At 39.5% G+C, this 23404-nt stretch carries 25 protein-coding genes; 13 read left to right on the top strand and 12 right to left on the bottom strand.

Features of this window, described 5'->3' with window-relative positions; genetic code table 11:
• Positions 1-2: 2 nt before the first annotated feature.
• Together pnuC and E4F24_RS11225 are read right to left on the bottom strand one after the other, a co-directional pair.
• The gene (pnuC, locus tag E4F24_RS11220; RefSeq protein ID WP_181182451.1) at positions 3-608 is read right to left on the bottom strand and encodes a nicotinamide riboside transporter PnuC; all 606 of its coding nucleotides are present in this window, start codon (positions 606-608) and stop codon (positions 3-5) included.
• Positions 609-782: 174 nt separating this feature from the next.
• Positions 783-2276, bottom strand: a complete 1494-nt coding sequence (locus E4F24_RS11225) for a malate:quinone oxidoreductase (protein WP_140938805.1) — start codon at positions 2274-2276, stop codon at positions 783-785.
• A 237-nt stretch (positions 2277-2513) separates the two neighbouring features.
• On the opposite strand from E4F24_RS11225, the gene fabG reads away from it, so the two are divergent.
• From fabG to E4F24_RS11240, 3 genes are all read left to right on the top strand, one after another.
• Entirely contained in the window at positions 2514-3257 is a 744-nt protein-coding gene (gene fabG, locus E4F24_RS11230) for a 3-oxoacyl-[acyl-carrier-protein] reductase (protein WP_140938807.1), read from the top strand.
• A 65-nt stretch (positions 3258-3322) separates the two neighbouring features.
• Positions 3323-4297, top strand: a complete 975-nt coding sequence (locus E4F24_RS11235; RefSeq protein WP_140938810.1) for a LuxE/PaaK family acyltransferase — start codon at positions 3323-3325, stop codon at positions 4295-4297.
• Between the two features lie 78 nt (positions 4298-4375).
• On the top strand, positions 4376-4954 hold the full coding sequence (locus E4F24_RS11240; protein ID WP_140938812.1) for a PhnA domain-containing protein: 579 nt from the start codon (positions 4376-4378) through the stop codon (positions 4952-4954).
• Positions 4955-4998: 44 nt separating this feature from the next.
• Here the strand turns inward: E4F24_RS11240 and E4F24_RS11245 are convergent, their stop codons facing one another.
• On the bottom strand, positions 4999-5985 hold the full coding sequence (locus E4F24_RS11245) for a polysaccharide deacetylase family protein (protein WP_235891208.1): 987 nt from the start codon (positions 5983-5985) through the stop codon (positions 4999-5001).
• 341 nt (positions 5986-6326) lie between these two features.
• Here E4F24_RS11245 and E4F24_RS11250 point away from each other — a divergent pair, with 341 nt between their 5' ends.
• From E4F24_RS11250 to E4F24_RS13825, 4 genes are read left to right on the top strand one after another with little or no spacing between them, the layout of a single operon-like run.
• Positions 6327-7073 (top strand): methionine ABC transporter ATP-binding protein, encoded by a 747-nt coding sequence (locus tag E4F24_RS11250; RefSeq protein ID WP_140938814.1) that lies wholly within the window; start codon positions 6327-6329, stop codon positions 7071-7073.
• Between the two features lie 21 nt (positions 7074-7094).
• The gene (locus tag E4F24_RS11255; RefSeq protein WP_140938816.1) at positions 7095-7751 is read left to right on the top strand and encodes a methionine ABC transporter permease MetI; all 657 of its coding nucleotides are present in this window, start codon (positions 7095-7097) and stop codon (positions 7749-7751) included.
• 29 nt (positions 7752-7780) lie between these two features.
• Positions 7781-8587, top strand: coding sequence for a methionine ABC transporter substrate-binding lipoprotein MetQ (metQ, locus tag E4F24_RS11260; RefSeq protein WP_140938818.1), 807 nt, complete (start codon positions 7781-7783; stop codon positions 8585-8587).
• Between the two features lie 42 nt (positions 8588-8629).
• Complete coding sequence (locus tag E4F24_RS13825) at positions 8630-8782, top strand: hypothetical protein (RefSeq protein WP_181182452.1); 153 nt, start codon at positions 8630-8632, stop codon at positions 8780-8782.
• Positions 8783-8869: 87 nt separating this feature from the next.
• On the opposite strand, the gene E4F24_RS11265 is transcribed toward E4F24_RS13825, so the two are convergent.
• The 3 genes from E4F24_RS11265 to E4F24_RS11275 all read right to left on the bottom strand — a co-directional run bounded on the left by E4F24_RS11265 (position 8870) and on the right by E4F24_RS11275 (position 11541).
• Positions 8870-9457: a YceI family protein gene (locus E4F24_RS11265; protein WP_140938820.1), complete on the bottom strand. Its 588-nt coding sequence runs from the start codon at positions 9455-9457 to the stop codon at positions 8870-8872.
• Between the two features lie 74 nt (positions 9458-9531).
• On the bottom strand, positions 9532-10920 hold the full coding sequence (locus tag E4F24_RS11270; RefSeq protein WP_216629168.1) for a hypothetical protein: 1389 nt from the start codon (positions 10918-10920) through the stop codon (positions 9532-9534).
• A gap of 27 nt (positions 10921-10947) precedes the next feature.
• A complete protein-coding gene (locus E4F24_RS11275) occupies positions 10948-11541 on the bottom strand; it encodes a YceI family protein (RefSeq protein ID WP_181182453.1) in 594 nt (197 codons plus the stop codon).
• Between the two features lie 371 nt (positions 11542-11912).
• On the opposite strand from E4F24_RS11275, the gene E4F24_RS11280 reads away from it, so the two are divergent.
• The 3 genes from E4F24_RS11280 (at position 11913) to E4F24_RS11290 (ending at position 14777) form a co-directional block, all read left to right on the top strand.
• Positions 11913-12569: a TatD family hydrolase gene (locus E4F24_RS11280; protein ID WP_140938824.1), complete on the top strand. Its 657-nt coding sequence runs from the start codon at positions 11913-11915 to the stop codon at positions 12567-12569.
• Positions 12570-12571: 2 nt separating this feature from the next.
• A complete protein-coding gene (locus tag E4F24_RS11285) occupies positions 12572-13303 on the top strand; it encodes a tRNA threonylcarbamoyladenosine dehydratase (protein WP_140938826.1) in 732 nt (243 codons plus the stop codon).
• Positions 13304-13421: 118 nt separating this feature from the next.
• Positions 13422-14777, top strand: coding sequence for an exonuclease domain-containing protein (locus E4F24_RS11290; protein ID WP_140938828.1), 1356 nt, complete (start codon positions 13422-13424; stop codon positions 14775-14777).
• Here the strand turns inward: E4F24_RS11290 and E4F24_RS11295 are convergent.
• Genes E4F24_RS11295 through E4F24_RS11310 form a run of 4 tightly spaced genes read right to left on the bottom strand, consistent with a single transcriptional unit; the run spans position 14774 to position 19226 of the window.
• Positions 14774-16054 carry a M16 family metallopeptidase gene (locus tag E4F24_RS11295; RefSeq protein WP_140938830.1) on the bottom strand — a complete coding sequence of 427 codons (1281 nt, stop codon included), beginning with the start codon at positions 16052-16054 and terminating at the stop codon, positions 14774-14776. The two genes, E4F24_RS11290 and E4F24_RS11295, sit on opposite strands and share 4 nt — an antisense overlap.
• Entirely contained in the window at positions 16044-17297 is a 1254-nt protein-coding gene (locus tag E4F24_RS11300; protein ID WP_140938832.1) for a M16 family metallopeptidase, read from the bottom strand. Before E4F24_RS11300 ends, E4F24_RS11295 begins: the two co-directional genes overlap by 11 nt.
• Positions 17298-17313: 16 nt before the next feature.
• Entirely contained in the window at positions 17314-18213 is a 900-nt protein-coding gene (gene hemF / locus E4F24_RS11305; RefSeq protein ID WP_140938835.1) for an oxygen-dependent coproporphyrinogen oxidase, read from the bottom strand.
• A gap of 2 nt (positions 18214-18215) precedes the next feature.
• Complete coding sequence (locus tag E4F24_RS11310; RefSeq protein WP_181182454.1) at positions 18216-19226, bottom strand: NAD(P)H-dependent glycerol-3-phosphate dehydrogenase; 1011 nt, start codon at positions 19224-19226, stop codon at positions 18216-18218.
• 197 nt (positions 19227-19423) lie between these two features.
• Between E4F24_RS11310 and E4F24_RS11315 the strand changes: the two genes are divergently transcribed.
• Positions 19424-20002 (top strand): sugar O-acetyltransferase, encoded by a 579-nt coding sequence (locus E4F24_RS11315; protein ID WP_140938837.1) that lies wholly within the window; start codon positions 19424-19426, stop codon positions 20000-20002.
• On the opposite strand, the gene E4F24_RS11320 is transcribed toward E4F24_RS11315, so the two are convergent.
• Together E4F24_RS11320 and E4F24_RS11325 are read right to left on the bottom strand one after the other, a co-directional pair.
• Positions 19995-20648 carry a hypothetical protein gene (locus E4F24_RS11320; RefSeq protein ID WP_140938839.1) on the bottom strand — a complete coding sequence of 218 codons (654 nt, stop codon included), beginning with the start codon at positions 20646-20648 and terminating at the stop codon, positions 19995-19997. The two genes, E4F24_RS11315 and E4F24_RS11320, sit on opposite strands and share 8 nt — an antisense overlap.
• Positions 20649-20717: 69 nt before the next feature.
• Positions 20718-21329 (bottom strand): WbqC family protein, encoded by a 612-nt coding sequence (locus E4F24_RS11325; RefSeq protein WP_140938841.1) that lies wholly within the window; start codon positions 21327-21329, stop codon positions 20718-20720.
• Between the two features lie 96 nt (positions 21330-21425).
• On the opposite strand from E4F24_RS11325, the gene E4F24_RS11330 reads away from it, so the two are divergent.
• Positions 21426-22298, top strand: a complete 873-nt coding sequence (locus tag E4F24_RS11330) for a lysophospholipid acyltransferase family protein (protein WP_140938843.1) — start codon at positions 21426-21428, stop codon at positions 22296-22298.
• Positions 22295-23329 (top strand): glycosyltransferase family 2 protein, encoded by a 1035-nt coding sequence (locus E4F24_RS11335; RefSeq protein ID WP_140938845.1) that lies wholly within the window; start codon positions 22295-22297, stop codon positions 23327-23329. The genes E4F24_RS11330 and E4F24_RS11335 overlap by 4 nt, the downstream gene beginning before the upstream one ends.
• Positions 23330-23404 lie beyond the last annotated feature (75 nt).

Consider the following 23404-nt stretch of genomic DNA (forward strand, 5'->3'; position numbering starts at 1 on the left):
AATTAATTAAGTTGAAGGCGCATGATCTTTTTCCATTTTAGAAAGCCAAATATGGCTACGATGAATAAAAATGAAGTAAGTGCAGCAAAAAGATAAAGATCCTTGTGGATCAAAAGAGGAACAGCAAAGAAATTACTGATATTTAGCAATATCCAATTCTCAATTTTCCGTTTGGCTAATAACCACATCCCTGCCCATGCAGCAGAAGTTACCCATGCATCCCACATAGGTACGTCAGAATCTGTAATTCCTTTTAAAATAAAATAGAAAAGAAAAAATCCACCGAACACAATGACACCTACTACCTGCCATTCTTTTTTACTGCAACTGCTGATCGGTCGGTCTTTGGCCACCTTGTTAGTCGTCCAGTACCACCAACCGTATATACTCATGATTAGGTAATACATATTAAGTGCAATTTCTGCATACAATTTTGCTCCAAACAAGACATACATACTCAATGTAATGGAGAGTATCCCAAAAAAATAATTTGATACTTTGTTGTTTTTGGACAGCAGTACCTGGATGATTCCAAATATAACAGATAATCTTTCCAACCAGGAAGTTTGCTGGAAAGCGGTAACGATATGTTCAATTATTATGTCCATTGAAGTGAGTTGAAGATAACTACACTTACGGAACTGCCTTAAGACATGATTTAGAAATTAATCCCTACGCCGGCATTATCCGGATCAGGTTCCTACCTGTTACAGGTATTGGGTATAATCTCAGCCTTTTAATAGAGTCATCTCTATTCTTAGCACCCCATAAGTTTGTTTAACTTATTTTAGTTTTAATACGGTATGCGTTTTTTCCCGTGTGTATGCACACAACTGTGGGTCATCGTTTAATGACTTTCCCCATGAAGGGATCATTTCCCTTAATTTCTTACGGTATTCATCTGATTTTGCCCGCTCCGGAAAACATTTTTTCAATAGCTGTATCATAATAGCTACCGAAGTCGAAGCACCCGGCGAGGCGCCCAATAGTGCCGCAATGGAACCATCCGCACTGGATACCACTTCCGTACCGAATTCTAATATTCCACCATGCTTAGGGTCTTTTTTAATTACCTGCACCCGTTGTCCCGCCTTTTCAATCGCCCAGTCTTCCAATTTGGCCGTCGGCATAAATTGTTTCAGCGAATCCAATTTATCCTTCGGTTTCTTCATTACTTCAGTAATTAAATACTTCGTTAATGGCAGATTATCCAATCCCGCAGAAAGCATAGGTTTGATATTCGACAATTTAATGGAGGCAGGTAGATCGAAATACGAACCTTTTTTCAAAAATTTGGTTGAAAATCCCGCATAAGGGCCAAACAGCAAAGCTTGTTTCCCATCGATATAACGGGTATCCAAATGTGGAACCGACATAGGAGGAGCACCAACAGAAGCTTTACCATATACTTTGGCGTAATGCTGATTGATTATTTCTTCATTCGTACAACGCAACCATTGACCACCTACCGGAAAACCACCATATCCCTTTGCTTCGGGGATGCCGGATTTTTCCAACAACAATAAAGAATGACCTCCTGCACCGATAAAGACAAATTTGGCGATAATCTCACGCTTCTCACCTGTTTTTAAATCTTTAACCTCTACCTCCCAACGTCCATCGTCCTCACGTTCTATATCTTTTACCTCCTGATTCAAAGAAAGTTTAATATTACCCTTTTTATCGAGGTGGTTTATTAAATCTTGGGTTAGCACACCAAAGTTAACGTCTGTACCAATCTCCATTTTAGTAGCAGCGATAGGCTCATTCGGATCACGGCCTTCCATCATCAGTGGAATCCATTCCTTCAGAAGCGACTTTTCCTCTGTATATTCCATTCCCTTGAACAAATTTTCCTTCGTCAACATTTCAAAACGGTTTTTTAGGAAATTTACATCTTTCTCTCCAAATACCGCACTCAGATGAGGCACCTGACGTATAAACTGTTCAGGATTGGCAATTACACCTTTTTCAACTAAATAAGACCAGAATTGTTTTGATACCTCAAACTGCTCTGCTATTTTAATCGCTTTGTCGATTTTTACAGAACCATCGGGTTGTTCGGGCGTATAATTCAATTCACATAGGGCAGAGTGACCTGTTCCGGCATTATTCCATGCATCCGAACTTTCTGCAGCAACAACATCCAAACGCTCTAATATCTCAATATTGATATCGGGATTTAATTCATTAATAAGTGTACCTAATGTAGCACTCATTATACCACCACCAATAAGAACTACGTCGACTTCAGTTTTTTGTTTTTTCTTGCCCATGTTTATTTAATTGGATGCAAAATTAACATTCAGAATTGGTTATTTCGAATCGTTTTGTCAAAATTCTTTCATTTCCCTAATGAAATTGTAAAAAGACATAATTTCCATTACATTTTTAGAAAACATCATACACTTCTACATCAATGTCGGCTATATTAATAAAAGTTTATTTTTGGATTATAAGCAGAATTTAACACTTTTGTGGTGAGGATGAATAACAATAATAATAACATACACATGAAATTACTTGAGGGAAAAACAGCTTTGATAACAGGAGCTTCAAAAGGTATAGGTCGTAAAATTGCAGAAGTATTTGCCCAACACGGGGCTAATGTAGCTTTTACCTATTTATCTTCAGTAGAAAAAGGACAAGCATTAGAACAAGAATTACAAGTTTTTGGAACACAAGTTAAAGGTTATCGCTCAGATGCTTCAAAATTTGACGAAGCAGAGAAGTTAATAGACAGTATAGTAGCCGACTTCGGCACCGTTGATATCGTTGTAAATAATGCAGGTATTACAAAAGATGGCTTATTAATGCGCATGACCGAAGAAAACTGGGATGATGTCATTAATATCAATTTGAAGTCTATTTTCAATGTATCGAAAGCAGTTTCCAAAGTAATGATGAAAAACCGCAAAGGAAGCATTATCAATATGAGTTCGGTAGTAGGGGTACAAGGTAACGCAGGGCAGGCAAATTACGCTGCTTCTAAAGCAGGTATCATTGGTTTCTCAAAATCCCTCGCTAAAGAACTCGGCTCCCGTAATATCCGTACCAACGTAGTTGCTCCGGGATTCATCCGTACCGAGATGACAGAAGTATTGGATCCCAAAGTCGTTGCAGGATGGGAAGCTAATATTCCATTAAAACGTGCCGGAGAAGCAGAAGATGTGGCCAACGCCTGTCTGTTCTTAGCTTCAGACCTTTCCGGATATATCAATGGTCAGGTATTACCGGTCTGTGGCGGTATGTTATAAGAAATACAGGATAAGTTACCTGCCAGTGGCAGGTAACTTATCCTGTAATATCGCATGTTTGTAAAATGGTAGCACATCTTTTTGATATTTCAGATGATCGTCAATTTAATGCAGTAGCATTGGATACATTCCGCTATCAATATGAACATACTTCAGTCTATCACCAATATGTTACCCATCTTGGTGTTCAAACAGACCGGATCGACCATTATACAAAAATTCCGTTTCTGCCAATCCAGTTTTTCAAAACGCAGTCGATTATCGTCAAAGACAAAACTCCGGAGATTACTTTTACCAGTTCGGGTACCACAGGTATGGTCTCAAGCCAACATCCCGTAGCCGATATACGGATCTATGAAAAGAGTTTTCGCAGCGCTTTTGAACTGTTCTATGGAGATGTGAAGAATACTGCTATACTCGCCCTCCTTCCGTCCTATCTGGAACGGGCAGGATCGAGCCTTATTTATATGGTAGACGATTTAATAAAATCTTCCCATCAGGAGGAAAGTAATTATTTTCTTTATAATCACGAAGACCTATATCAGGTATTACAAAAATTGCACGTCAAAGGCACAAAAACCATTCTCATAGGTGTCACGTATGCTTTATTAGATTTTATTGAAAAATACACGATCGACTTTCCTGATCTCATCGTAATGGAAACAGGGGGCATGAAAGGCCAACGCAAAGAAATAGTTCGCCATGAGCTGCACAAAATATTGTGCAAGGGCTTTGGTACTTCCACGATCCATTCCGAATACGGTATGACAGAGTTGCTATCGCAAGGGTATTCGTACGGACACGGCCTTTTTAAAACACCTCCGTGGCTGAAAATACTGATTCGGGATACCAACGACCCGTTGACATTGCTAGACAGCACAAAAACAGGAGCTATAAACGTCATTGATCTTGCAAATTATTACTCTTGCTCATTTCTTGCCACTCAAGATTTGGGTAGATATCACGAAAATGGTGATTTCGAGATCCTCGGTCGCTTTGACAATGCAGACATCCGGGGCTGCAACCTACTGGTTCAATAAGTTTTTCTTGATACCTTAGTATTACTGATACGCTTCAAAAACATTTTAATTTCGTATTTTTGCACAAAATCAAATTAGATGAATCTAGAGCAACAACTTATAGCACGCAGTGGAGGAACATGTGAATTATGTACAGACACGAAAAACCTTGCCGTATACGAAGTACCTCCTACTTCGGTAGCAAATAGCGACAACAGTATTTTAGTATGTCAGACTTGTCTGGCACAAATTGAAAAAAAAGAACAATTAAATCCAGAACATTGGAAAGTACTGTCGGACAGCATGTGGTCTGAATACCCTGCTGTACAGGTCGTAGCCTGGCGGATATTAAGCCGATTGAGAAATGAAAGCTGGGCTTCGGATAATCTGGAAATTCTCTATCTGGATGACGAAAATCTGGAATGGGCGAAGAAAACAGGTGACCACGAACAGGACGGTATTGTAGAATTTCACCAAGATTCCAATGGTACACGATTATATGAGGGCGATACCGTAGTTCTTACCAAAACCTTAGATGTTAAGGGCTCTTCTTTAAGCGCCAAACTAGGCACAGTAGTAAAGAATATAAAATTAGTAGCCGATAACACCGAACAAATAGAAGGAAAAGTAGAAGGACAGACGATTGTAATTCTAACTAAATATCTACGTAAAGGATAATAACAAAATAAGGTCTGCTAAATTTAGCAGACCTTATTTTTAATTTAATATCTTTTTGGATAATCTTCCATAAAATCAAATTGATAATCTTCGCGTCTCAGACTGTCAATAAGCTCTGTCAATAGCATCTGTCCTTTTTTATTCTGAAACATATCATCGTGCATCAGTAAAACCACGTTATTAGGTGTAAGGGAGCTCTTATTGTTCATGAAGTTCCGGATCCGATGACATATCTCTCCTACAGACTGTATCGGTTTGCCGGTCGAGCCATGGATTCTCCATTCTACATCCCACCCATAGATCTTATACCCGTTGGTATACAGTAAATCTGCTGTACTCGATCCACTTTGCAGATCGATCTTACGCACATCATCATATATCCAAATATTTCGACCGGGTAAACGAATAATCTTATGTGTTAAAGCCAAATCAGCCTCATTCTTTTCGAAATCAGCAAATGCCGTGTTCGGATTGCTATAAAACGCGTTGAATTTGTTCATTCCATGTGTATAGGAATGGTTATAACAGCCTACCAATGGGTTTGACCTGTATTTTTCAAGATCTCGCTTCAGACGCTTACTCATATTAGCATGTCGTCCGACCAAAAAAGCATTTATTTTTATATCCTTTGCCGTAGCAATAGAATCAATCGCTGCACTACCGATCAAAGGACCATCATCGAATGTCAGGTAGACATGCTTCGGTTTGTTATCAAATTCCCTTCGCAAAGAATCTTTTAAGCGTCTTTTCTGTACCTTAATATCGACAGGATTGATACTATCCAGATGGAATGTAATTAGATTCCTTTGTAAAGAATCCCATTTCGTAATCAGTAATGGGCTTTTCTTTGGCTCCGGCCGTACCACCATCGAATCAACATCAGCCGTATCGGCCGCTGCAATATAATCCAAGGTAGTGCTGGAGCTGTACTGGCATGACGTAAATTCCAATAAAGTAAGAATTGATAATATGAACAGCATGTTCCCTCTCCCGATCTTTGCCATTTTATACCACAAAATTAAAGTGTGCATTATTTAACCACAAAAATAGCTTTTTTCCCAGGACAAAACCAATCTCAATTAAAGTATTTTCCATAATTACCTTAAACATTAGAAAATTTTTATTGCAAAACGCACAAACATTTTCATTACGGCGAATTACGATTCGCACCTACCTATTTCATCCGTTGAAAAATGAGCTGATCCATTCCAGACCAAACTATATACATGATTAATATATACCAATCTTATAGATTTTATTACATTTAATAAATTAAACACCTTATCTTAGCTCCATACAACTATATTGTTAAAAAAAACATCCATGACAGATTGCCCGTCTCCGATAGCGATGGGTACTTTTACAAAAGTATATGATTAATTTAGACAAGATAAGTAAGGTATTTCACAAAAAAAATGGTCGGGTAGACGCATTAAAAGAGATTACACTACATATCGATAAAGGAGATATCTTCGGCATCATAGGTTCATCCGGAGCGGGAAAAAGTACCCTGATTCGCACGGTTAACCTACTTGAAAGACCAACCTCAGGACATATTTTCTGGGATAAGGTTGATTTGGCTAAGCTGGGAGACAAGGCGCTTATTCAAGTCCGCCGTAAAATTGGGATGATATTCCAACAATTCAACCTCCTCTCCTCTCGTACCGTATACGACAATATTGCGTTCCCACTCGAACTCGTCGGTGCGGATACCGAGGTGATCCGGAATAAGGTGGAGCGGTTGCTCGCACTGGTAGATCTGCTCGATAAAAAAGATGAATATCCCGCGAATTTATCCGGCGGACAAAAACAACGGGTCGCCATTGGAAGAGCCTTGGCATCAGATCCGGAAATATTGCTTTGCGATGAAGCAACCAGCGCACTCGACCCCCATACCACGCGGTCCATACTCGCTCTTTTACGAAAAATAAACCGCGAACTGGGCATTACCATCATCCTGATCACACACGAAATGGAGGTTGTACGCGCGATATGCAACCGGGTAGCCGTCATTGCTCAGGGGGAGATCATTGAACAGAATGATGTGGAATCCCTGTTTTTAAATCCACAAACACAGGTTACCAAAGATCTACTCAACCCATCCTTACGAATCGATTAACTTAAACAACTGCTATACATTATGTCTGAAGGAATATTTTGGTTACTATTAAAGGGCACTTGGGAAACTATTTTTATGACCTTTACATCTGGATTTTTCAGTTTTTGTATCGGTTTGCCCTTAGGCATCTTTCTATTTGTTACCCGCCCTGGTCAATTAATGGAAAATCGTTCGCTATACCGCACGACAGCCTTCTTTGTGAATGTGTTCCGTTCGATTCCATTTATCATTCTTATCGTCTGGATGATTCCTTTTACCCGTATGCTGGTAGGAACCTCCATCGGTATGCAGGCCGCTATCGTACCACTCAGCATTGGTGCAGCGCCGTTTGTCGCCCGCCTTGTTGAAAATTGCCTGTTGGAGATACCTCATGGTCTTATCGAGGCTGCCCGTGCCATGGGCGCTACTCCCATGCAGGTGGTGCGTAAGGTACTTATTCCCGAAGCATTACCCGCGTTGATCAACAGTGCCTCAGTCACCCTGATTACACTGGTAGGTTACTCCGCTATGGGGGGTGCAGTAGGTGCAGGCGGCCTCGGCCATATTGGTTATCAATATGGATACGTCGGATATGATACACTGATAATGAACATGGTGCTGGTGCTGCTCGTAGGCATTGTCTTCCTTATCCAGTTCACGGGCGACAGGTTGTCCAAACGCGTAGATCATCGCAAATAATTAATACATGATACAGTTAAAAATATAATATGAATACAGCTATCAAATCAATAATAGGCCTGGCGATCACTGCCATTGCCCTATCCTGCTCTTCCAATTCCAATAACAAGAATGTGCTGAAAGTCGGCGTACAAGCCGGACCAGAGTATGTATTAGCCGAAACAGCAAAGAAAGTCGCCAAAGAAAAATACAACCTGGATGTCGAACTCGTCACATTCAATGATTATGTCATGCCAAATGAAGCCTTGCGTCAAAAGGATATCGATGCCAATGTATTTCAGAACAGGCCTTACCTCGATGTACAAGCCAAAAACAGAGGGTATGACTTTGAAGTATTGGGCAATACCTTTGTCTATCCTATGGCAGGGTACTCCAAAAAAATAACATCCATTGAGCAGCTTAAAAACGAAGATACGATTGTCATACCCAATGACCCCACCAACCTGGGAAGAGCCTTGTTATTACTACAGGAAGTTGGTCTGATCAAGTTAAGGGACGGCAGCAATTTACTTCCCACGCTGCAGGACATTACGGAAAACAAGAAAAACCTGCGGATCCTGGAACTCGAAGCCCCCCAACTGCCACGTACATTGGACGATGATAAAGTAGCGGTAGCAGTCATCAATAACAATTTTGCGGCAAGCCACCAGCTCACGGCCAAAAAAGACGGCATATTTGTAGAGAGTGAAAAATCACCGTACGTAAATATCATCGTAAGCCGCAAAGACAATAAAGATGACATAAAGCTTGCCAATTTTGTAAAATCATATCAATCCGATGAAGTAGAACAAGCAGCAGAAGAAGCCTTTAAAGGAGGCGCTATCAAAGGTTGGTAAAAATAGATAATATTACATATCTTTAGCTATCAAGATTAATTTATGAACTTACTTAAAATAGGACTTGTAGTGGTACTTTTCGGTGGATTAACGTCCTGTGCGGAATTCATCGAATACCCATTGGAAGAAGAACAGGTTGACGGGGTAATACCTGAAATGGGATACGTCCTGGACAAAATTGTCAACTGCGAGTAAACAGATTTGTCACGACAGGTTTAAATCCGTATTGGTTAAACGGCAGCTCCCCTTGCAGATATTTTGAGCGTAAAATGGAAAAAATGTTTACTGATTCTGGAGTGAAAGCATGAAAGTTGCCTGAAACTCGTCTTTTACTTTAATGAGCCCACCAATCTTCTTCGGTGGTGAAAGGTTAAAATCTGCAAAAGTGAAGCATTTGCTCCCTTTCATTTGATAGATATTTCCTTTTTTGATGAATGAAAGGGGAATTTTAAACTCTTTAGTGGTACCCGCCAATTCAATAATAATGGTTCCGGTTACGGTATCTTCTCCTTCTGTAAAAGGAATCTGATCCAATGATTTGAACGAGATCGTCATGTAAGGATAATTCTCGGCTTTCAGTGTTTTTCTCAAATCTTTATTCAGGATATTATTCTCACAGTCGAACTCGTCTACCTTTACACGAATAGCTCCATCAAGATTAACTTTATAATCGGAGGTAATGACAGCCTTTAATGGCTTGGTCTCGGTCGGTTTCATGACTTTACATCCAAATTTATTAACATTCGAACTGCCATTAATAATGATATAACTGTTGCGCATTACCTTAAAAGTATACTCTTTTTTTGTGGTAGGAAATTCTGCAAAAGAGCTACTGAGAATAAAAACAACCAAGAGTATTAAATTTTTCATCGTAACAACAAGTAATCGTTATATTAATTAGTGGCATATCCTTATGAGATACGCCACTATGATAGTGTATTTTTTTAGAATGATATAGCAGCTTCTAATACGATCCCATTGAATTTGCCATTGTGGCGATAGTCTGTATTGTTGAAATCATTGTATTTCTGATTAACATACTCGCCTTTTACCATGATATTCTTTGTCATAAACCAACCCGCTCCCACGGCAAGGCGATCGATATTCACCTTTTCATCATGGTTATACAACTCGGATTGTACCTTATTATATCTTAATCCGGCGAAAAAGTTCTCGTAGCTTCCAAAACGATAAACCCCTTCTATGGCAAACTGATTAGCTGTGCGTGCTTCCACCTCGCCATCGGTTAATCCTTCATTTTTTGCATAACCTTTGGCAATTTCGTACGTTCCGAAAAGTTCAAATCCCTCAATTTTTGCAAATGCATTAATCATTACAGCATCGAGTTTACCGTTTAAATTAGGATTAAACCGTCCTGACGAATACATTGCGGTACCTGCTTTAGCAACACCGGCCGCTGTATAATATTGCTCCATGACATTTTGATAGTTTGACCCTGTGCGATCGCCTGCATAAAGGGTTAAACCTGTCCCGTTTGTTCCGGAATTGTGGTACAAGCTGCCTGATAAACGCACACGTGTAATATCATTTATTTGCTTGTCGAAACCTCCTTTAAAATAAATGGAAGGATTGCGTTTATCGGTTTCATCTGTATTGGTCGCCAGGGAATCTACACTACCTTTGATCATACCATTGGACAAACCTACCATACCAAATAAACCATTGTGCTGTAAATAGACCTCAGCAGCCATCTCGGTTGCGAACGCATCCATGATATTACCTTCCATAAAGGGGGAATAGGATGTATGTCCGCCATCAGGTCTGCGGAAGTGCACGTCACCATAGTTGATTTCCATGTGCCCTACCTTGATGGTGGTATACCGCATCAGATTATCCAATAAATCACTTTCTATAAAAGGAATCTTATCAACTTGAAGGTATCCTCCTTTTACATAGAATTCGTTGTGATGACGTGACGACAAATAGTTTGTAAGGTTCATTCGGATACCATCTGCCAGTTGTACATCGATATATAAATTAGCCTGAGAGGTCATGAAGCCCGGTTTTAGTGGAGCTAATGCATTTACCGCTGCAGGACCGCTATTCAAGGCTCCCGGATTCTCATTTTTTAAGGATTGGAACTGCATGGTAAAACCTGCACCCAAATTAAGTTTTCTACCGGTGTAGGGCTTATCGTAATCATCCTTTGTCGTTTCAAATACATGGATACCTTTTTTGTCGTATGACCTGAAAAATGCAGGTTCTCCAAAGGTCATGAATTTATCAACTTCTTTCTCCTCTTGTGCCAGACCCGCAAGCGGATTTAGTAACATTGAAAGGACGCATAGTGATAGTAAATTTGTAAATTTCATAATAGTATATTTTATCGTTAACAAGATTTAGTTTTTCAATTTTGTATCGTATGTAATCGTAATTTCATCGCCTGTTTTGATGGTGCCCATCATCACTGTAGGTGGAGTAACTCCATAGTTTGACATTTTGAATGTAGCGCTCCCTTTTACTGAAACAGTATTGTCCGAATTGACAGTAGCTGTGGATGACAGGGCCAACGGTTTTGATGTACTTCCTATCGTCAACGTACCATTGGTTTTGATGATATAATTGCTACCGGATTTGCTAACCGTACCCGATGTAGCCTTATACGTTATATTTTTATTCGCTGATGTATTCAATGCTTTGTAGGCATTTTTATCCAATCCTGATTTATTACTTTTTAGGCTGGTAGCATCTATGGTAAAACTCAATGCAGAAATGTCTGCGATCTGACCGTCCTTTAACGTCATGGTTACATGAGTCTGGCCATTGGACGACTTCATATTCCATTCGTGGAGTGTAGATGTACCATCGATAGTGACGTTACCACTATTGCCGGTATATCTGGTTTGTCCGAAGGTAGTTGTAATGGACAACAAGCCTACAAAAAGCAAAGCGCCAAGCAGGGAAATTTTCGTTTTTAATCGTGATGTGTTCATATATTTCATATTAATAATTATTAAATTATTGTTATGTCTTTCGTTTAATCAAAAGTAGGTAGGACGAACAGATTACCTCGTGCGGTAAGACAGCTCAAAATATAATATTCCTGACCTTTCTTGCGGAACCAGAACAACTCACAAACATCTGAAAATCAATAATATAAAATTAAAAAATAAGAATAAATAGCGTAGATAATGACGTAAGACACAATTACTTGTGATTAGATTGCAAATTCGTTAAGTTTGAGAGTACACATATATCATCAAATCATGTTTAAAAAAAGGATATCTTTGGTTTGGGTAAGTTTTTTTTACTAACTTTCTTAAAAAATATAAGGTGGCGATTTAGCTCTTTTATAATTATATAGATGCGTATCTCATATATAGATGTCCATACACACAGTAGAGATGAACGAGACGACGTGTTGTCCCTGCAAAACTGCATAGTCGCCAAAGATTATTTTCCTTCTGCTGTCTGCTCTGTAGGTATACATCCCCGGTATATTGATTTTGATTTTGACAAGCAATACAAAGCGTTGGAAACATATTCAGCAAGGGGCAACGTACTCGCCATCGGAGAATGCGGATTGGATAAACTCACTGAAACGGAGTGGGATAAACAAATCAGGTGTTTTGAACAGCAGATACAATTGGCAAATGATGTAGGTAAGCCCTTGATCATCCATTGTGTACATGCCTATCAGGAGATCTGCCAGATACTACTGCAACAAAAAGTGGCTGTTCCGGTGATTTTTCACGGTTTTAATAAAAATATAGCCTTAGCACGCCCCCTATTAAAGCAAGGCTATCTGATCAGTTTGGGAGCTGATATGCTGAAAGGGGCTAAAAATAATTTAATTACCGATCTGCCGCTGGATAAAATACTCTTAGAAACTGATGATAAATCTATTAGTATAGTAGATATTTATACGTATTTTTGCGCCGTCCGTAAAATTTCGATGGATCAACTCAGAAATCAACTGGCACAAAATTTTCAAAACGTATTTAAGTATTCCTATTTATAACTATGAAAGATTTATCTTGGTTATCAAGAACAGAGGCGTTGATAGGACGCGAAGCATTAGAGAAATTAGCCAACTCGCATGTAATGGTATTGGGATTAGGCGGTGTAGGTTCATTCGCAGCAGAATTTATCTGTCGTGCGGGGGTAGGTAAAATGACCGTTATCGATGGGGACACTGTAGATCCTACTAACCGTAACAGGCAACTTCCGGCTTTGGCGACCAATCACGGTGTATCCAAAGCACAAATTATGAAAGAACGGTTATTGGATATTAACCCCGAATTAAAACTGAACGTAGTAGAAGAGTTTGTAATTCCCGAACGTATTCCCGCTCTGCTGGAATTAAAACCGGATTACATCGTTGAAGCGATAGACAGTATCACCCCTAAATTATTTTTAATCCGATCTGCTTATGCGGAAAAAATCCCTTTCGTAAGTTCTATGGGCGCAGGAGGTAAAGTGGATCCAACAAAAATTAAGATTGCGGATATCAGTAAGTCCTATAACTGTAAACTTGCTCGCCATATTCGTAAAAAATTGCAGAAACACGATATACGTGAAGGGGTAAAAGTTGCCTTTTCAACCGAGCTGCCTGACAAGTCGTCTCTGTTGTACACAGACGGAAGTAACTATAAAAAATCAGCGTATGGCACCATGTCCTACCTGCCGGCAGCGTTCGGAGGTGCAATAGCTTCGGTCGCCATCCGTGAGCTGATTGATCGGAAAATAGGATAACCTATCTTCTTGCTTAACGTAATCCTATAGTAAAATTAACAACAATATAATTTATCGTCACACAACTTAATCAACCTACCCGCATAAAAACACTAAAATATTTAGTACGTTTGTATCCATGGAATATGCTATTGTCGATATAGAAACTACGGGCTCTTATGCAGGAGGAAATGGGATTACCGAAATAGCAATCCTTGTGCATAATGGACAACATCTGATTGAAAAATTCCAGTCTTTAGTAAACCCACATCAACCTATCCCCTATCATATTCAGGTATTGACCGGAATAAGTGATAAGATGGTCGAAAATGCCCCATGTTTTCATGAACTCGCACCGAGGATATTGGCATTATTAGAAAAGCGTATTTTTGTAGCCCATAATGTCAACTTCGACTATTCTTTTATTTTTCAGGAACTCAAATTAGCCGGGTTCAACTGGAAAGCCCCTAAGTTATGTACTGTTAGGCTTGCCCGCAAGATAATCCCTAATCTAGCGTCCTATAGCCTGGGCAAATTGTGTCAAAATCTCGGAATCGATATACAGGATAGACACAGAGCTATGGGTGATGCACAGGCAACAGTGATTTTGTTCGAAAAATTACTACGTGAGGATAAAGAAGGACTCATTTTATCTACCCTCAAAAAGACAAAGGAACATCGTCTTCCGACACATATCGATGAGGAGGATTTTTTAAAATTACCCGAATCGGCCGGTATATATATCTTTCGGGATAAACATGGAAAAATCGTCTATGTGGGCAAAGCTATCAATATTAAGAAGCGCGTGTTAAGTCATTTTACAGGCAATAACGGCACCTTAAGACGACAGGCTTTTATCAGTGAGATCTGTTCCATAGACTTCGAAGAAAGCGGAACTGAACTCATGGCTTTACTCATGGAATGCCAGATGATAAAGAAGCACTGGCCTCCGCATAACAGCGCACTGAAAAAGTATGAACCCAAATTTTGCTTGATGCAGTATGAAGACCAGAAAGGATATCTGCGTCTATTGGTCTCCAAATTCAGTAAAAACGCAGTAGCGGTGCAATATTTCGAAAGAGCTTCTGATGCAAACCAACTCCTTCTGCAGCTTATAGAGCAGTTCAACCTCGATACCAAAATATGTTCTTTTTATTCGACGGCCGCTGAAATAAAGCACAAAGTGGCCTATGACAATTTGCCTTCTGTAGAAGAATACAACGAAAGGGTACAGCAGGCAATTGATTACGTTAATGGAAAAAAAAGTACATTTCTATTAGTGGACCAGGGGCGACATCTGGATGAAAAGTCTTACATCTATTATAAAAACAACACGCTGCATGCTTTTGGTTTTATTGATGCCTCAAATCAGGCTGGCCAATTGGAAGATTTAATAGCAGAACAAGACCGCTGCACGAGTAACTATTACATGACAAGCCTTGTTCTGCAATATGCCGAAAGATTTCCGGGTAAGATAACCACACATCCGGACTAATCCATTTTGCCCACGACGATTTTCACTAATTTAGAATAGTCAAAATAACGTATAGCAATATCCTGCACGTTAGCCGGTGTTATTTCTTGTATCACCTTATTATAGTAGCTGTAATAACTTAAATCCAGTCCCGAAAAATAAACTGCCTTAAACTTATCGACGTGCGAAAATATACTTTCTAATGACCCCAACATAACACCCAACAAGTAATTACGCACCAACTCCACTTCCTTTACCGAAGGTTGACGTTGTTGAAGATTCTCGAATTCATTTTCAATCTCTGTCAAGGCAGCTTTTGTTACCGCTGTGCCCACTTCTGAAGCGATGGTAAAGAAACCTCCATATTTCAAATTCCCTACTGCCGAACCTATGCTATAGGTATAGCCCTTATCCTCACGGATATTTGCCATCAAACGGGAACCAAAGAAACCGCCCAGTAAGGTATTTACAAACTGGACTGCCGGAAAATCAGCATGCGTTCTATTTATCATCAATCCACCCATACGAATGGCGGATTGCAACGCTTCTGTTTTCGATTCCAAAATAAGCTTACCTTCTGGTATAAGCAGTTGAAGGGAATGCGGTTGTACAATCCCGGGCGCTGTACCCCAATCGTCAGAAAACAATTCATCGACCAATCCAAGTACCGCATTATCTACATTTCCGGCGATAAAGAGTGTACAGTTGCTCGGCCTAAACTGTTTATAGTAGAGTTCCAAAAGCGCTTCCCTACCAATGGTATCGTAGGTCTCCGGTGTCGGAACCACTCCGTACCGTGTAGTACCAAATACCTGTTGATAAAATAAGCGCCGGGCAACAAAATCGTTCTTCTGCAATGAAATCAGTAAAGACTGTTTGTTATTACGAATATAGGTATCCAGCTCTTTCTGCGGCATGATACTATTCGTTAAAATATCTTTGACCAAGGGCAACACCTTATCCACATATTTGTGCATGGTATATAACGTCAGCGCAGTATGGTCAAAACTGTATTCAGGCATCAAATAGGCACCATAAAAATCAATATGTTCCGCTATCTGGGCACTGGTATAGGTCTTTGTTCCCTCTTTGAGCATCGAACAAAGTACTGTGTTTAACAGTGGATTTTCAGCATCATCAAATACGTTGTCAAATACAAACTCAAATTTTATTAAATCGAGCTCTGCTGCCTGAAAAACAAAAGCTTTTAATCCATTAGTGTATCCGACAGACTCCGGATGAACCAACGTAAGGTCCTTAATAGTCTGGAATTCGGGAGCAGCAAATCTATTCAGCATGTTGCTCTCCTTTCGCGTGATATATCAAAGTTGACGAGTTTTCTTTTCTAAAAATTTGATTCGCTATTTTTCGGATGTTCTCCTTGGTGACGGACAGATATTTACCGACTTCTTTGTTATAATCGGCCGCATCTCCCAATAATTCGTAGTATGCCAGATTCATCGCCTTATCGAGGATTGACAACTCAGCGAAAAGCATAGTGGATTCAATCTTGTTCTTTACTTTTTCCAATTCCTTATCTTCTACCTCTTTCGCTTTCAAGTTCTCTAATGCTTCCCATAAAGCAGCTTCTGCGTCAGAAAGGGAAACATTGGCCGATGGTTTACCTTCTACGATAAAAAGATTATCATCGATACTTCCAATCACATACGCATTGACTTCACTAAACAATTGCTTGTCTTTTATCAGCGAACGATATAGACGAGAAGAGGCTCCCCTGGAAAGAATATCGGACATTAAATCCATGGTCTGGTAGTCTTCGGACAGCCTCCCCGGGCCATGAAATGCGATATATAGGCTATCTACGGGCACATCGGCTTCTACTTCTTCCCTTCTTGCTTCCAGCTGTTCGGGTTCCTGCGGAAGATTTCGATCATACGGAATACCTGCAGGGATATTTCCAAACCATTTTTCAGCTAATGATCTGACCTGTTCGAAATGCACATTTCCGGCCACGACCATAATGGCATTGCTTGGGGTATAAAATTTATTAAAAAATGCTTTAACATCTTCGATCCTGGCATCCTCAATATGCTTCAACTCTTTACCAATAGTGGCCCAGCGATAGGGATGCACTTTGTAGGCTAGTGGCCGTAACCGCAGCCACATATCGCCGTATGGCTGGTTGAGGTAACGTTGCTTGAATTCCTCGGAAACCACCTGCCGTTGCACTTCCAGACTTTGTTCACTAAATGCTAGGCTTAACATCCGATCACTTTCCAACCAAAAAGCGGTTTCCAGGTTATTGGCCGGGAGCGTCAAATAGTAGTTTGTAATATCATTGCTGGTGAAGGCATTGTTCTCTCCTCCGACTTGTTGCAAAGGACTATCGTAATCCGGAATATGAACCGACCCTCCGAACATCAAATGTTCGAAAAGGTGAGCAAATCCTGTTTGTTCAGGAGACTCGTCGCGAGCACCTACGTTGTATAAAATATTGACAACTGCCATGGCTGTAGTATGGTCTTCATGTACCAATACGTTGAGGCCGTTATCCAATTTAAATCTGTTGAAATTTACCATCTAATGTATGTGTGAATTAGTTCACCCAATTGATATCTTTTTTTAATAAATCTAAAGTATCTTGTTCTGCCGACCCTGGTTCGGCTTTAAAATCATAATACCAATTTGCCTGTGCGGGTAAGCTCATCAATATAGATTCAATACGTCCATTTGTTTCTAATCCAAATTTAGTACCCGAATCGTAAACCAAATTGAATTCGACATAACGACCGCGACGCAGCAACTGCCAATCCTTTTCGCGTTGGCTGAAATCACGTGTGCGGTGCTTATTTACCAGGTCTGTATAAGTAGGTGCAAATATACGACCTAAATCACACGAAAAATCAAAAATCTGTTCAAAGGTCAATCCGGTTTTTTCAGGTGTCAGTTTATCGTAAAAAACTCCTCCTATGCCCCGCGTTTCATCACGATGCTTGATAAAGAAATAGTTGTCGGCCCAGGCTTTAAAATCGGAATAAAAATGAGGATGATGTTTGTCGCAAACCGATTTAAGCTGTTGATGAAAAAAACAGGCATCTTCCTGTACCACATAATGTGGGGTCAAATCTATACCACCACCAAACCATCTGGTCTGTTCATTTAGTTCAAAATATCGGATGTTCATGTGGATGATCGGAACATGCGGATTATTGGGATGAATAACGATGGAAACTCCTGTGGCGAAGAATTCATCTTCTTCAACCCCGAAAGCTTTCTTAATCGCTGCAGGCAGTTTGCCGTGTACTGCTGAAAAATTGACGCCCCCCTTTTCAATGATATTTCCATTTTGCATGATCCGCGTGCGACCACCGCCACCGCCATCACGTTCCCATAATTCTTCCTGAAATTTTGCGCCTCCATCCAACTTTTCCAAGGCTTGCGTAATTTCATCTTGTATAGTCTTGTAGGTATCTGCTATATGTCCTTTTGAAATCATTGCTATGTTAATTTTTCAGCTAATTTTGACACTTCAAGTGTAGCTGGCTGGTGGTTGTATAATACCTGGTATACCATATTACAAATCGGCATTTCTAACTCATTTTTATGGATGATGCTCTGGATACAATCAGAAGCATAGTATCCTTCGGCGACCATATTCATTTCCAGCTGAGCAGATTGTACGGTGTACCCCTTACCTATCATATTACCAAAGGTACGATTGCGGCTGAATTGCGAATAGGCAGTTACCAAGAGATCGCCAAGATAGACGGAAGCGTTTATTTCGCGGTCGGCGGGATCAATCTCCTGTACAAAATATTCCATCTCCCGAATGGCATTTGAAACCAATACAGCTTGAAAATTATCTCCGTACCCCAATCCGTGGCAGATCCCTCCGGCCAAGGCGTATATATTTTTTAAGACTGCACCATATTCAACGCCCAAGACATCATCCGAAATATTGGCATTGATATATCTGTTAGATAGCAAATTTGCAACGATTCGTGCCTTATTTAGATCTTTAGAGGCAAAGGTGAGGTAAGAAAGCTTCTCCTGAGATACTTCTTCGGCGTGACAGGGCCCACCTATTACGACAATATGATCTAACGGGATGCCATACCTTTGATTAAGGTATTCTCCAACGATTAAATTTTCATCAGGAATTATTCCTTTAATAGCCGAAACGATAATTTTCCCTTCCAGATCTTGTTTTTCTACCCCTTTTAGTGCAAGCTTTAAGTACGATGCAGGTGTATTTAAAATCACAATATCGGTAGACTGTATTACTTTTCGCGCATCGGACAACACATGGTCCTTATCTAACTTTACCTCCACTGCACTAAGATAAGTCGGATTATGCCGGTATCTATTTATGTATTCCACATCCTCTTCCCTACGTACCCACCAAAAAACTTCTTTTTCTAATTTATTGTCCGCTAACATCTTGACCATCGCGGTAGCCCAACTACCACTCCCTATGACACTAACTGTATAATCAGATATTTTTTGCATATTCAAAACCATGCGCAAAGATACTTAATATTACGTGAAAGACTATCGATTATCCCCCTCATTATATCGAGTCAGGTACAACTGAAGCACCGTACCAATATTAAAAAGTCTTTTTTTAGTTGTTCTTATTATCTTTGCCGGGAGTTCATTACTACTATCTAAAGTCTCATATCTATTATCTAACATCTACTCGCTACATGACCACTGAAAAGGAAAAAATGCTCAACGGAGAAGCCTATTTTGCAACTGATAAAACACTTTCTGAAGACAGAATACATGCGCAGACATTATGCCACAGGTTTAATCAACTGGAACCTAAACAGATAAAGGCAAAAAAACAAAATCTAAAAGATCTCCTGGGTAAAACAGGAAAGATGTTTTACATAGAACCTCCCTTCCGATGCGATTACGGTTATAATATTGAAATCGGCGAAAATTTTTACGCCAATTATAATCTCACCATCTTGGATTGTGCCCCGGTTCGCATTGGCGACAATGTGATGATAGCACCGAATGTCTCTTTATTCACGGCCGGGCATCCGATTCATCATGAATTGCGTAACTCCGGGCTGGAATACGCTAATCCGATTACAATCGGTAACAATGTATGGATTGGCGGCAATACGGTTATCAACCCTGGTGTAACTATTGGTGACAATACAGTTATCGGCTCGGGATCAGTGGTTACCAAAGATATTCCCGCAAATGTAGTAGCTGTAGGCAATCCGTGTCGAATTCTCCGAGCAATCACCGATGACGAAAAGTTACTTATTTAGATGGCAGCAATATATCGACCACTTTTTCACCTAATCGGGTGATATCTGATTTTAAGCCCACCATAACTGTTAACACATGGACCGGATTACCTTGTATCTTATTTACATTGTACAGATACCCTATTTCCGCACCAAGGAAAAAACCTTTGAATTTATAATCAGCACCTACTCCCAATTTAGTACCAAATGTCATGGAATATTTACTTTCCATAACGACCTTATTCCCTACGTCATTAGCGCGGGGCTCATTAACCAAACCTATTGTCGGCCCCAGGTATGCATAAGTATTCAATAAATCATATTGCCTGCGTGTGCCTCCGGCAAGGCTAAGCATATAAAAATTGGACCTGCCATTTTCAACTATTCGATTATAGTCGGAATCATTTATCAATTGGTCATAGTTAAACGACATCAAATACAAAGCAGGATAAACGTAGTACCGTGGATTCTTTAACGCAATATCTAATCCCATGCTCCCTGCGAACAACTTTGAAGACAGTACGTTTTTCGTTTTGCCCAGTGGAATACCAATTCCCGTACCTGCGAAATAATACACTTTCTTATAATGTAGCGTATCCGTTCCGCTTTGTGAAAAACAAGGGTTATACGAAAAAACAATAGCCAGAATAACAAATAGACTTTTCATCAATCTTCTACATGGTTTGTTATGGAACAACAAATTACACCAAAAAGTTTGGAAGAAGGAACTTAAATGCTATAAATAACTTTTGCTCTGTGGCCCCTGATTAAAAATCAAATCTATAATACTCAGTTCGGGGATAAAACCTGTCCTATCATTGAATACTTGATAATATGGCTTTGATATTTCAAAAACAGACGGCTTTTTGGGATGGATAAGACCTCTGTAATCCAACATTCCGGAAGGAACCTTCTCATAACTATCCGTAAAGGAAATATTTCTCTTAACCTTCAATAACTTAAGGATTAATTCCAACTGCGACAGATTATAATCAAACAAAAACTCATATTTTTTTTTATAAAACGCTTCAAACTCATCCTCATAAAACTCAAAATATGCCGAACTTCGGTATGCAGTCTGTATACTTTGCCAATGTAATCTCTGCCAATCGTGATCATAGTTGATTCGGATATCTTTCATAGCTACGTGCTCCTTGCGACCATGTACTATGGGAACAAACAGTTCCAGGATCCCACTTGCGGTAGCTATCTTCGCACGGGTACGGTACGTTTGTTTTGGGTAGTGCTCATATTGATCCAAAACAACAGGAAGATCATGTTGATAGATTGCGTGAAAATAAGATACCGGAGGAAGGTAAGTTGCCGATAATAAGAGTTGACTGAACATAAACTAAAATTAACTATAAATTATGGCACAAAAATAGCTTTTATATACAACTTTATCTAAGTTTGTATCCGAAATCATATACTTCAAACCGTATTGATGAATAAAAAGATTGTTTCAGGTTTACTATTTAGCTTTTCTTTATTGCCTTTTTGGGTGTTGTACATTCTATCTGATTTTTTATATTTCATCATTTATTACGGTGTAAAATATCGAAAACCAGTCGTTATTACCAATTTAAAAAACTCTTTTCCGGAGAAATCAGAAGTTGAGATTCAGCAGATTGCGAAGAAGTTTTTTCGTTATTTTCCCGATATCATAGTAGAAGCTTTAAAAATGCGAACCATTACAAAACAACAAGTAATCAATCGTATTGAATTATTAAATCCCGAAGAAGTGTACAAGCATTTTGAAGCCGGAAAATCTGTAATCGGCGTGACAGCACATTATGGAAATTGGGAGTTGGGAATCTACCGTATGTCGATTATGACGGAACACCCTTGCCTTATCATTTACAAACCACTGAACAACAAATGTTTTGATCAGGTACACAATAAAGTACGTACACGATTCGGCGCGACAATGGTACCTATGAAACAAATTCTACGTCACCTGATAAAGTTAAAAAATCAACTAAACATGAGCATGTTTGTAGCCGATCAAACTCCCCTCCATCAAGATTCCGACTATTTTTTGGATTTTTTGAATCAAGATACATTGGTTCATACCGGCACCGAACGTATTGCTAAACTAACCGGAAATCCGATAGTATACTGTCACATCGGCAGGAAAGAAAAAAGAGGTCATTATTATTGTAAATTTACTACTTTAGTAGAAAATCCCTCGGTATACCAAGAACATGAAATAACGCAGATACACAATAAATTCACAGAAAAAATGATTCGTGAAGAACCTGCATATTGGTTGTGGACACATCGCCGTTGGAAAAGAACAAGAACAACTAAAAAATGATAGAATATCCTAAAGTTGCTGTTGTCATATTAAATTGGAACGGTAAATTTTTCTTAGAGAAATTTTTGCCTTCCGTGTACAATAGTACTTACCCTAATATTGAATTTATTATCGGAGACAATGCCTCTACAGATGATTCTGTAGCCTTTGTCAACGAATATTATCCAACAATCCGCATCATACAAAACGATGATAACTATGGATTTGCAGGTGGATATAATAAGGTACTTCAACAGGTGGAAGCTGATTATTTTGTCTTGCTTAATTCGGATGTGGAAGTAACTCCTTCTTGGATAGAGCCGGTTATTGAACTGATGCAGAAAAAAGACTTTATAGCTGCACAACCTAAAATCAAAGCCTATCATCAACGGGATCATTTCGAGCATGCCGGCGCTGCCGGGGGGCATATCGATTGCTTCGGATATCCTTTTTGTAAGGGGCGTATCCTCAGTATTACCGAAAAAGATGAAGGTCAATATGATGTGGAAAATGAGGTTTTTTGGGCAACCGGAGCTGCACTTTTTATTAAATCGAGCGCCTGGCATGAAGCAGGTGGATTTGACGCTGATTTTTTTGCGCACATGGAAGAGATTGACCTATGCTGGCGACTCAAAAAAATGGGCTATAAAATTGGGTACACCCCTGCTTCTGTTGTATATCATGTAGGTGGCGGAACACTAAATACAAGCAACCCCCAAAAGACTTATCTTAATTTCCGTAATAATCTACTTATGCTCCAGAAAAACCTTCCTTTTTGGCATGCGTTAGCAGTTATTTGGATTCGCTTGTGGCTGGATCTTGTTGCATTGCTACATTTTCTTGCCGAAGGCAAACCGCGAGACGCATGGGCTGTAAGCCGTGCCCACCAATATTTTTTCATGTATTTCTTTAAAACAGTGTTAAAAAGAAGAAAATATAATGCAATAGAAAATAAAGCAGGACTTTATAAAAAATGCATAATTTTGGATTTTTACACGAACAAAATACAAAAATACAGCAATCTTTCTGCGGATAATTTTTATAAAAACTAGCGATGCCGAATTTTAATAATCCCAAACTTCTATCGCTAAATTTTAATGGACTAAAACATGTAGTTTAAAATCATT

This window comes from Sphingobacterium lumbrici (assembly GCF_006476045.1).
Classification (GTDB): Bacteria; Bacteroidota; Bacteroidia; order Sphingobacteriales; family Sphingobacteriaceae; genus Sphingobacterium; species Sphingobacterium lumbrici.